We start from the raw sequence: 11,541 nt of genomic DNA on the forward strand, positions 1-11,541 counted from the left end.
TGCGCTTTAACCTGCTAGAATGGGCTATTGGTATATTGTAGCCTCCCTCTTCTATCGGTTAAATAAGTCATTACTATGTCAAATTATGCCTCATCTTCATCTTATTCCTATCAGCCACAGTCGCCCCAATCCAAAAGCAAGACGTTAGTTGTCGGCTTGACCGGCGGTATCGGCAGCGGCAAGTCGGCGGCAAGCGATTGGTTCGCGCAGCAAGGGATTGATATTATTGATGCAGATGTGATTGCTCATCAAGTGGTCGCTAAAGGCAGCGCCACTTTACGCAAAATCAAAAGAAAATTTGGTGATTGGGTATTAAATGCTGACGGTGAAATGGATCGCGCTGCCGTGCGTACTCATGTCTTCACCCATCCTGAAGCCTTAATTGAGCTTGAAGCCATCACCCATCCAGCGATACGCGAAGCGGCAAAATTGCAACTAGCAGCCAGTACGTCACCATATGTTGTGCTCTCAGCACCTTTGCTCATTGAAGGCGCAGAAGCAGGGCTTGCCAACTTATGCCAGCGTATACTGGTGATGGATGCTACCGAGGAAACCCAGCTTGCGCGTGCCAGCCAGCGCGATGAGCAAAGCGTACAAAAGATTAAAGCCATCATGATTAATCAGCTCAGCCGCGAAGAGCGTAATCGTCATGCAGATGATGTGGTGCTTAACGAAAGCGATCTTGCGGCGTTATATTTACAGCTTGAGCCATTACATCAAAACTATCTTACGCTTGCCCAGCAGCTAAAGTTCGCTGCCGATTAATCTCATAGAGCACCATACCGGTCGCCACACTCACATTTAAGCTTTGCAAGTTACCATGCTCGTTGCCTGACATCGGAATATAAACCAGCTCATCGCAGCTCTCCATTGTCAGGCGGCGCATACCTTCGCCCTCTGATCCCATAATAATCGCGGTTTTGCCCGTCATATCAGCGGCATGTATTGGCTTTGCTTCTGCATTTAATGCGGTGCCAAACACAAAGACGCCAGCATTTTTAATCTTGCTTAACGTACGAGCCAAATTGGTCACACTAACGATAGGCATCATCTCGGCAGCCCCTACCGATACTTTCGCAACGGTTGGCGTCAGGCTTGCCGCATGGTGTTTGGGGCAAATAACGGCATCAACGCCCATGGCCACTGCGGTACGTAAACACGCACCAAAGTTATGCGCGTCGGTAATTTGGTCAAGCACCAATAATAGGCACTGCTCACGCTTAGCAATGGTATCCAATAAACCTTCGTCAGCGAACCCTAACGGACGCGCATTAAGCACCACGCCTTGATGTTGCGGGCTGCCGCACAGCTGAGTAAGCTTATCTTTTTGTGTCGGTTGAATACTAATACCATTATCACGTGCTTGCGCCATAATCGCTTGTACGTGGCTGTCGCTCTCACGTCCTTGTTGGACAAATAAACTGAGTCCATCAAGCGGGCGGTATTCGAGTAAGGCTTCAATCGCGTGAATGCCATAAAAATAGCTGGGTTTTGCCATAGGGAATCTACAATATAAAAGTGGTATCGCGTACGGCGATAAAAAATAGGAAGTATAGTCAGTTCTAAATAAAATCAGTACAAATATGATAACGCGCTACTGGTATTCATTTTCCTCGCTTGCTATGCCTACGCAGACAGAGGCTGCGCAAAATGAATGCCAGTAGCTCTATGTTCATTTTGTAGCGGACTGCCTATATAACGATAATTGTAGCAATTAACGCGTGGCGAAACGAAAAATTATTAAAATAATTGCCAAAAAAAAGAAATAAACCTTCGCATAAGGTTTATTTCTTTTAACTTGTTTATTTAAAGGTGGGGCAAGTTGTCTTTTGACACCTTTAATCGTATGATTTTTTAGCCAGCTTAACCTTCTAAATGACAGATATACTGCACGATTTCTTCTGTGCGCAAATTAAAACCACTATTGCCTTCGACCACGAATGACTGTCCTGCGCGGTAGTAACTAAATTCTTCCTCACCGTTTATTTTGACCTCACACTCACCGCTGATGATTTCGATGCGCTCCGAAGTATTGGTGCTAAAGTGATAGTGCTCAACCAAATTGTCGCAAGGCAAAATAACCCCGAGCGTTTTATGGCGACCGTCCTCAAACATAATGGTATGGCTTGAGCAACGACCATCGTAGGATATCGTGGCTTGAGCATTGACTGTTACATTGGTAAATTGCGCCGCTGTCATAGTGGCTTCCTTATCAAATAATTATTGCCAAACTAAAAGACCAAATTGAAAAACTAAATAGCAGAATAACTCATCGCTTAACTGACAGTTCTATTACAACTTTTTGACGATTTACTCTATATTTAGCTCGATATAACTGTTAACCAAATAAAGACTCGCATAGAGAATACACTATGAAAAGTAATGATGAAACGCTTACTTTGTCTAGCATGAACTCACTTCTCGTCTTTTACTAGAAACATCATAGATAGCAGATTGTATGAAAATCTGGTGGTAAGAGTTTATCATTATGTGAGATTATGCTACCACATTATATCTATAAAGTTTGTTACAGCCACTAGGAAAGTTGTGCTTATTGTTAAATGAATACCTAGCTTTGCTTACCTTTAAAATTTGTATTTCCTACCTTTTGCCACCATAATATTTGCCAATTGTCTTTATCTTATTAGCACCATTTACCAAAGCTGTTTTTCTTTATTTATCCTATTGTAGACCTAAAAATCAGCCTAATTGCTGATATTTATTGTCTGCCATGAGAGGCATTGATGCTCGTATCATTAACTTTACAGCAGTTTGCATTGATTGCTCAGCACGAGCTGAGCATGGCTGAAGGCTTCAATGTCATCACCGGTGAGACAGGTGCTGGCAAGTCATTATTACTAGATGCGCTGTCTTTGTGCGTAGGCGAGCGCGCTGATAGTGCCATGGTCAGGCACGGCGCGGCGTATGCTGATATCTATGCGCAGTTTGATGTAGAAAATAATGACGTCGTGGCAGAATGGTTTGCAAAAAACGAGCGCTCTTTAGAAGAACCTGAAGTCCTGATTCGCCGTCAGCTTAGTAATACAGGGCGCTCTAAAGCCTGGTTAAATGGCACGCCGGTCAGCTTAGCGGAATTAAAAAGCTTGGGCGCTTTATTGGTAAACATTCATAGTCAACATGCTCAGCAAGCCTTACTAAAGCCACAATTTGTGGTGCAATGGCTTGACGAGATGGCACAAATCACGCCACTTGCTGTACAAACGGCCAGCAGCTATCAAGCTTATCAGCAGCTCAAACGCCGCGCTGATGATATCGCCAGCCGCGAAGCTCAGCGTCAAGATCGCATTCAATTGTTGCAAAGCCAGCTTGCTGACATTGCGCCGCTACTCGCAGTTGATTATGCAGAAGTTGAAGCGGAGCACGAAGAGCTGTCTAATATCGAAGCGTTGATGACGGAGGCCAGTCACGGTTTACACCTGCTCGATAATGACACCGATGAGCCCGATGTCATGACCTTGCTCGGGCAAGCGATTAAGCTTTGCGACAATCAAATGAGCGTCAGTCAAACCTTTGAGCAGGCGTCCGAACAGTTGCATTTGGCGCAGCAGCAAATCACTGAGGTCACAGGCTTGCTATCGGATTATGCGGAACAGCAATTACCCGACCCTGAGCGCTTGCAAACACTCGATAGCTTAATCAGTCTTGGGCACCGCTTGTCGCGTAAGCATGGCCTGCCCGCAAGCGATTTGATTGATGAAGCAAAGCAGTGGCAAGCGCAATTAGAACAGTTAGAAAACGAGCCAAGTAGCGATGCGATGGCAGCGCAAATCGAGCAAGCGTGGCAAGCGTATTTGTCACTTGCCACTGAGCTTAATAAACAGCGCTCAAAAGCGGCGCCAAAAGTCAGTAAACAGCTGATTGCGCAATTACAACCGCTTGCCCTGCCAAATGCGCGCTGCGAGTTTGTCTTTACCAAAAAGACCGATCCTAGCCAGTATAATGGTCAGGGCTGCTATGATATCGATTTGTTGTTTAGCGCCAACGTCGGTATGCCGATGCAGCCACTACATAAAATTGCCTCAGGTGGTGAGCTGTCGCGGATGGCACTGGTCATGCAAGTTCTGCAAGCGACCAATGCTAATAATAATGCTGCCAAGCCAATGCTCGTCTTTGATGAAGTGGATGTTGGTATCAGTGGCGGTACGGCGCAAGTGGTTGGTGAGCTGTTACGCGCGCTTGGGCAGACGCAGCAGTTATTGGCCATTACCCACCAAGCGCAAGTTGCGGCGCAAGCGCATCAGCATATCTTGGTACAAAAACATCATGATGAGCAAACCGAAAGCGAGCTATTAATCTTAACCGATAGCGCGCAAGTCGATGAGCTGGCCCGTATGTCTGGCGGGGTGACCATCACGGATGTCACCCGTGACCATGCGCGTAGCTTATTAAGCGATGTTAAATAATGATTATTGATTGATGGCTATTGATTGATGGTTATGAAATGGTTGGCAGCTAAATGATTAATAGCAAATTACTCACAAATAATCGCTAAACATTTGCTTTAGTTGATTTTTTACACCTAAACGCCATATAGTGGTCTATCCTCTTGATAATTTCACCTTTAATATTAGGTTACGTTTGTTTCTATGTCTAAAGCCAATTTGACCCATCATTTCTTAATCGCGGCGCCCGAGCTGTCAGACCCACGGTTTGAGCAGGCGCTGATTTATATCTGTCGCCATGATAAACATGGGGCGCTCGGTCTGATGGTCAATCGTCCGATAGAGCAAGCGCGCGTCGGCAAACTGCTAGAAGACTTAGGTATCGAAGTGACCGATCCGCAAGTAATGGAAGATATGGCGTTAGAAGGGGGTCCTATGTATCCAGAAGTCGGTTTTGTCTTGCACACCGGTCAACCAGAATGGGCGTCTTCTTTTGCTATCTCAGAAAACGTCTGTATTACTACCAGTCAAGATATCCTAAAACGCATCGCCGCCGGTCAAGGCGTTGGGCATTATCAGCTGTGCTTAGGTCATGCCAGCTGGGGAAAAAAGCAGCTCGACCAAGAGCTTGCGAGTGGCGACTGGCTCGTCTGCCCGGCTGATTTAAACTTATTGTTTGATACGCCATTTGCAGAACGCTGGCAAATCGCTGCCGATAAGATTGGCGTTAATTTTGACTATTTGAGCAGCGATATTGGTCATGCCTAGCGTTATATATTAAGTGCTATATACTGAGCAGCATTTGCTTCATGAAGACAGAAATAGGAAATACCCCAAATTATGGTCAATAGTATTCTTGCAGATAGCGCGGGCGCTATAACTACTGATAGCACAGACGTTATAAATGCTGATAGCGCTACAGAGCCAACGATTAAGCCGCATCTTATTTTGGCGCTCGATTATGGCGTCAAAAAGATGGGCATGGCGCTAGGCAATTCTATTACCGAGACGGCGCGCGCCTTTGATATTTTGGCGATGAATAATGGTCAGCCGGATTGGGACAACCTGCTTGGTATTATCAAAGTTTGGGGCGTGGCAAAAGTGGTGGTCGGATTACCATTAAACATGGATGGGAGCAGCTCAATGCTGTCCAAGCGGGCGCACAAATTTGCTCGTCGGTTGGCGCATAGAATTATGGAGCAGCGTTTACCCGTCATTGTCTCTCTCTGTGATGAACGCCTGACCTCAGTAGCAGCACGCGAAATTGCGTGGGAAAACGGCTGGATTCAAAACGAGCGCGATCCGATTGATGATATCTCCGCTTGTATCCTAATGTCGACGTATTTTGCTGATCCGAGTAGCAGTATCGCTATCGACGCCATTAAAGCGGATTAATAGTAGGGTAAAGCCATGACTAACCTCCCCCTCTTTTTTTATATCGTCTAAACGAATAAATGACTGATTAATATGACCACTGTCTCAGATCCATCTTTGCAAAACAAGTCGCAACGTGGCTTTGCACCGCTCGCGATTGCGCGTATCAAAGGCGCTCAGCGAGCAAACCAAATAGCGATTTATCTTATTTATGCCGCTATTCTCGCCTTTATGGTCTTTGGCACCATTGCCAGTATCAAAGCCTTTCATAACAATCAGCTGCTTTATCAATTGTTCTATAACCTGCCCTACGCTTTGGTGGCGCTTACGATTCCTATTACTATTTATGATGCGCTGGTGATTTATCGTTATCGCTTAAATCAGCCGTCAATGATTGCCATGAGTATTGGTGTATCGACGGTTATATTACTTGGCGGGCTATTATTTGCTGATACTGCTTGGTTAGGTTTGGCATGTTGGCTTGGGGTGGCGTTTTTATTTAAGGTGAGCTTTAAGCGCTTTTTTAACTTTTTAGACGCTGAAGAAACGTCTGAAAATGTTAAAGAAACATAAAACTTCCTGATAAAAATGCCATCACTAATAAAGAACTGAAAACATTCACCATATTTTATTGATTTAAAAAACGACTATGACAACTTCAACATCTGATAGTACCATTCAACATCATTTAGATACCCAAGGGCTGATTTGCCCTGAGCCGGTGATGATGCTACATCGAACCATACGTAATGCCGATGCTGGCGAGGTGATTGAGATACTCGCCACTGACCCTGCGACCACTCGCGATATTCCTAATTTTTGCCGTCACTTGGGGCACGAGCTTGTAAAGCAAGAAACGCTTGCTGAAAATGTGCCTTTAAATGTTGATCCGGATGAAATCACAATTGCGGACGATGATGATGCGCCTATTCCTATTAACGCCACCCTTTATCGGTATTTGGTCAAGAAAAAGAATGCTTAAAGCATTTAATTAAGCTTAAAGCACTCATAGCATCAGCGCACTAATAGCATCCAGATATCTTTGCTTTGTACGAAACATATCATTCACAAATTAAAGGTAGATAGCATGTTAGCACCCCAAAAGCAGTATGTGCAGTGGCTCGAAAACAAAGACGGCAGCGAGACGTTACATCAAGCACTTTGGGTGTCGGAAAGCAATCATGCGCCACCTGCGCGTATTGTGTTGGTCGATGATAAAACGACCGCCGATGAGGCTTACCGTTTGGCTTGCGAAGGCACTTCACTACTGTGGCACGGTGACTTTCATAATGCACGGCAATTGCTACAAGCGCTCAATCGACGCATCGAGCGTACCAATGAGCGCTCTGAGCTACGTAAAATGAAAAAAGCAGCAAATCAATCTGCGAAATCCAATAAAAATGTAGATAAATCTTCAGAGTTATTCAAAGACATTCCTAACTTATTTCATCAGCAGCGCCAATTGCAAGCCCAGCGTGCGCGCATATTAAGCCGTCTGCTACTCGAGCTTGATGCCAATTATGTCAGCCAATTACGCCGCGCCCCTGATATGAGTGCAGCTTGCATAGCTGCTTTTGGTCAGTTGGATAATGAACTAAATGAGTCGTATGTGCTGTCGTTTCGTGACCTACAAGGAGCGCTTGGCGCAGCGCAGTGGCGCGAAAAAGGCGTTCCGATTGATGGTTTAGATTTATCAATATTCCCGCATTATGGTGTCTTTGCCCCAACCCGTCATGAGTATGTACAGCTATTACTCGAGGCGCCACTGCCAGATACTTGTGATGTCGCCTACGATATCGGTACGGGCACTGGCTTGCTGGCAATTATCTCGGCGCAGCGCGGTGTCAAACAGGTAATTGCCACCGACTTAAATCCGCGAGCTTTAACCTGCGCCAGCGAAAATTTTACGCGATTAGAATTAGCTAATGTACAGTTGCAACAAGCCGACCTTTATCCAACTGATGCACCACTCGCCAATCTGATTGTCTGTAATCCGCCTTGGTTGCCTGCTAAGCCCAGCTCGCCGTTAGAGTATGCCGTTTATGATGCTGATAGCAAAATGCTGCGTGGTTTTTTGCAGGGGGCGAAAGCTCATTTAGCTGAGCATGGAGAAGTCTGGTTGATTCTGTCGGATTTGGCTGAGCACCTGCAACTGCGCACTCGTGAGGAACTATTGGGCTGGTTTGCTGATAGCGGCCTAAAAGTGAAATACCGCCTTGATACCAAACCTAAGCATGGTCGCAGTCAGGATGAGTTTGACCCACTATATGCGGCGAGGAGTAGCGAGGTTACTTCTTTATGGTGTTTAGAACCTGCCTAATCTTTAACAATTGATAATTAATCATTGAGTATCAAATTATGAGCCGCGACCGCGCCGTCCAACAGCGCCAACCTAAAGCGCTGGCCGTCGATGACGAGCCAACTTATATCACCGAGTTTCGGCAAGCAATGCTTGCCCGCGGGCTTGCAACGCGGACGCGTAATGCTTATGTGCGCGACTTGCGCTCTTGCGAGCTGACCAACCCTATTGCACTGACGAAATGGCAGCCTGAAGACGTGCTGCACTGTTTATCAACCCTTACCATCGACGGCAAAACGCCGCGCACGCAAGCCCGTATGCTGTCAAGCTTGCGCCAGTTTTATCTTTGGATGATTGCCAGTAATCTGCGCGAAGACAATCCGTGTGAGCGTATCAAAAGCCCCAAATTAGGTCGTCCACTGCCAAAGGATTTGAGTGAGGCAGATGTCGATAATCTCCTCGCCGCGCCTGATACTAGCACCGCACTCGGACTGCGTGATAAAGCTATGTTAGAGGTGCTCTACGCTTGTGGTCTGCGCGTCAGTGAGCTGATTAATCTATCATTAGAACAAGTCAATCTAAACGCTGGTTGGCTACAAATTACCGGTAAAGGCAATAAAACCCGCTTAGTGCCACTCGGCGAATACGCAGCAGAGGCGCTAGAAGATTATCTAACTCATGCTCGTGGTGATTTGATTGCGCATTTGAAATCGGGTAATTGCCAAGCAGTATTTTTGACCGCGCAAGGCGGCTATATGACACGGCAGAACTTTTGGTATCTATTAAAAAAATACGCCAAAATTGCCAGTATCGATAAAGAATTATCACCACATACCTTACGTCACGCCTTTGCCACTCATTTGCTCAATCACGGCGCAGACTTGCGTAGCGTGCAGTTATTACTGGGGCACAGTGATTTATCAACGACACAGATTTATACCCATGTGGCGACGGCAAGATTGCAGAAGTTGCATGCCGAGCATCATCCGCGCGGTTAAAACTGAAATTAAAGATTTATTGATGATTGTAAAAGGAATATAACGTGTTGCAAGCTCAGCCATCTACTCTGCCTACCCTAACAAAAGGGCAAAATTCTGCCCTCAAAAACCTGACCGTCATGGGTTATCTAGAAGGCACGTCTTTTTTATTATTGCTTGGTATCGCCATGCCACTAAAATATATGATGGGTATTCCTGAGGCAGTAAAATATATCGGTATGGCGCATGGGGCATTGTTTATCGCCTATATTTTGATGCTACTGATTGCAACGAGCAAAATAAAGATGCCGCTATGGGCAATGCCTGCAGGTGTGCTTGGCTCGTTTTTACCATTTGGTCCGTTTATCTTTGATCATTTATTAAAGAAGCGTTTGAGAAGATAGGATTAAAGTGATGTTAGTCACGTAAATCTATACCCATGTGGCGACGGCAAGATTGCAGAAATTGCATACCGAGCATCATCCGCGGGGCTGAATATTTGCAGCAGTATAAAACTAATAAATGAGTTACTATTAAATAAACGAATAATAATCGAGAAGTAAGCATGAGTACTCAACTAATCAAACATTTAGAAAATAAAGCAGCAGAAGATTCTAATACATCAATTCTACTCGCACAATGGAGTTTTGACGAAAAATTGGTTAGCAAGTCATTAGAAAATATTGCTGGGTATTTTCCACATTTCAGTAGTCATAACTCTTCTCATTCAAAGCAGATACTAATAAACATTGAAAGACTTTTAGGTGAAAACTTAAAATTGCTTAGTGCTACTGATACTTGGCTTATACTTGAATCAGCTTATTGGCACGATATTGGTATGTTATTTGATGCTAAAGAAGCAATTAAAGTAACAGAGTCAGATGAATTTAAAGAGTTCGTTGAATCATTGGCAAAGGATAAGTCCACTGACTTATATGAGTTTGCATCTAATTATTTAAGTAAAGGTTGGAAAGCAGCCTTAAGCGATTATGATCATCCTCAAATAGGTATTGAACAGTACCGACAGATGATAGCTGAATGGTTTAGAAAACATCATCAAGAAAACTCTAAAAAAATCATTAGAGATCCTTTTAATGAATTAGGTATCAGTTCTCCAAGAACTGAACTTTTCCCAAATAGAATATACACTTATTTAGGTCAAATCTGTCTTGCTCATGGCACAAGCTTTCATCGCGTTATGACAGAACTTCCTTTTAGACAAACTGGTTTGGGCACTGAAAATTGTCATCCACGATTTGTAGCATGTTTATTGCGTTTAGGAGATATATTCGATATCGATGACAATCGATTTTGTCCTGTTATGGCAAAACAAGTCTATGACATCCCTTCTATAAGTCAGGCACACTTAGATAAACACAAGTCTATTAGAGAGTTTCAATTAGATAATCAAACTGTCAGTATTACTGCTGAATGTAATAATGAAAGCGCCTATATCGAAACCCAGCTTTGGTTTGGTTGGATAAAGGAAGAACTGCAAGACCAGATGTCACAGTGGAAAAATATAGTTCCTCATAGAAGCTTTGGTTTATTACCTACTGTCGAAAAGCTAGCAGTTGAAATGACAACCGCTAAAAAGTTAATTAACGATAAGCCAATGAAATTTAGCATTGATGAAAAAAATGCTATTGAACTATTACAGGGTAAGAATTTATACGATGATAAAGCGAATATTTTTCGCGAACTTATTCAAAATGCAGTAGACTCTACCTTATTAAGAGTATGGATTGAACACGGTGAGATAAGCGAAACTAAAACCATACAGTCCTATATGCACCCTTTTCATAATACTACTCAAAAAGTTCTTTCAAAATATCCTATCGAAATTGACTTAGCAAAGATATCTGATGACGACGATAAAGAAATAAGTATTTGGGAGTTTTCAGTATTAGACAGAGGGCTAGGTATCAGCCTCAAAGACTTACAATACATGCAACAAATAGCAGGCTCAAGTCGTAATATTGAGAAGCATAGAATAATAAAAACTATGCCCTTATGGATGAGACCATCAGGTGAGTTTGGCATTGGCATGCACAGTGCATTCCTATTAATGGAAGGTTTACCTGATATAGATAAAAAGATTGTATTAGAAACTAAAAGCAAGAAAGATAATAAATCATATAGTATTGAGTTAACATCTCCGTTGACAAAGCAAAGTGGTTTCTGTTTTATTGAAGAGCTGCCAGATAATATGAGTAAAGATTACGGAACTAAGTTAACCGTAAAGATTGCTTTTTCCAAAAAAACATCTTATTTGAACAAACTTGGATTTGAATTACATGATAGGTTTGATAGTTTAAAAGGTTCAGTTTTTGACTATGCAAATGCAAACTATAGTGCATTAAGTATAAAAATGTTATAAGATAAAACATCTCAACAGATATACTCAATTATCATGACTTACTCACTAGATTATCGCAAACAAGTTCTTAAAAGCTTAGCAGATGGCATGACCTTTGCCGAGGCAGCC

At 43.6% G+C, this 11,541-nt stretch carries 12 protein-coding genes; 10 read left to right on the forward strand and 2 right to left on the reverse strand.

Annotated elements, in window-relative coordinates; all coding sequences use genetic code 11:
• Positions 1-75 precede the first annotated feature (75 nt).
• The gene (coaE, locus tag FOR85_RS04280; protein WP_144296860.1) at positions 76-765 is read left to right on the forward strand and encodes a dephospho-CoA kinase; all 690 of its coding nucleotides are present in this window, start codon (positions 76-78) and stop codon (positions 763-765) included.
• Here coaE and rlmB read toward each other — a convergent pair.
• Together rlmB and FOR85_RS04290 are read right to left on the reverse strand one after the other, a co-directional pair.
• Positions 728-1,498, reverse strand: coding sequence for a 23S rRNA (guanosine(2251)-2'-O)-methyltransferase RlmB (gene rlmB, locus FOR85_RS04285; RefSeq protein ID WP_144296861.1), 771 nt, complete (start codon positions 1,496-1,498; stop codon positions 728-730). The genes coaE and rlmB overlap by 38 nt on opposite strands.
• A gap of 365 nt (positions 1,499-1,863) precedes the next feature.
• Positions 1,864-2,199: a pyrimidine/purine nucleoside phosphorylase gene (locus FOR85_RS04290; RefSeq protein ID WP_068407914.1), complete on the reverse strand. Its 336-nt coding sequence runs from the start codon at positions 2,197-2,199 to the stop codon at positions 1,864-1,866.
• Positions 2,200-2,744: 545 nt separating this feature from the next.
• Between FOR85_RS04290 and recN the strand changes: the two genes are divergently transcribed.
• From recN to FOR85_RS04335, 9 genes are all read left to right on the forward strand, one after another.
• Positions 2,745-4,424, forward strand: coding sequence for a DNA repair protein RecN (gene recN, locus FOR85_RS04295; RefSeq protein WP_144296862.1), 1,680 nt, complete (start codon positions 2,745-2,747; stop codon positions 4,422-4,424).
• 183 nt (positions 4,425-4,607) lie between these two features.
• Positions 4,608-5,171, forward strand: coding sequence for a YqgE/AlgH family protein (locus tag FOR85_RS04300; protein WP_144296863.1), 564 nt, complete (start codon positions 4,608-4,610; stop codon positions 5,169-5,171).
• A gap of 72 nt (positions 5,172-5,243) precedes the next feature.
• Positions 5,244-5,798, forward strand: a complete 555-nt coding sequence (gene ruvX / locus FOR85_RS04305) for a Holliday junction resolvase RuvX (protein ID WP_223808501.1) — start codon at positions 5,244-5,246, stop codon at positions 5,796-5,798.
• A gap of 72 nt (positions 5,799-5,870) precedes the next feature.
• Positions 5,871-6,350, forward strand: a complete 480-nt coding sequence (locus FOR85_RS04310; RefSeq protein WP_068407925.1) for a hypothetical protein — start codon at positions 5,871-5,873, stop codon at positions 6,348-6,350.
• A 76-nt stretch (positions 6,351-6,426) separates the two neighbouring features.
• Positions 6,427-6,759 (forward strand): sulfurtransferase TusA, encoded by a 333-nt coding sequence (tusA, locus tag FOR85_RS04315; protein WP_144296864.1) that lies wholly within the window; start codon positions 6,427-6,429, stop codon positions 6,757-6,759.
• A gap of 105 nt (positions 6,760-6,864) precedes the next feature.
• Positions 6,865-8,097 carry a class I SAM-dependent methyltransferase gene (locus FOR85_RS04320; RefSeq protein ID WP_144296865.1) on the forward strand — a complete coding sequence of 411 codons (1,233 nt, stop codon included), beginning with the start codon at positions 6,865-6,867 and terminating at the stop codon, positions 8,095-8,097.
• A 38-nt stretch (positions 8,098-8,135) separates the two neighbouring features.
• Complete coding sequence (gene xerD, locus FOR85_RS04325) at positions 8,136-9,074, forward strand: site-specific tyrosine recombinase XerD (RefSeq protein ID WP_144296866.1); 939 nt, start codon at positions 8,136-8,138, stop codon at positions 9,072-9,074.
• A gap of 44 nt (positions 9,075-9,118) precedes the next feature.
• Positions 9,119-9,457, forward strand: coding sequence for a DUF3817 domain-containing protein (locus tag FOR85_RS04330; RefSeq protein WP_144296867.1), 339 nt, complete (start codon positions 9,119-9,121; stop codon positions 9,455-9,457).
• 161 nt (positions 9,458-9,618) lie between these two features.
• A complete protein-coding gene (locus FOR85_RS04335; protein ID WP_144296868.1) occupies positions 9,619-11,433 on the forward strand; it encodes a histidine kinase in 1,815 nt (604 codons plus the stop codon).
• Positions 11,434-11,541 lie beyond the last annotated feature (108 nt).

The organism is Psychrobacter sp. YGAH215, assembly GCF_007280595.1.
GTDB lineage: Bacteria > Pseudomonadota > Gammaproteobacteria > Pseudomonadales > Moraxellaceae > Psychrobacter > Psychrobacter faecalis.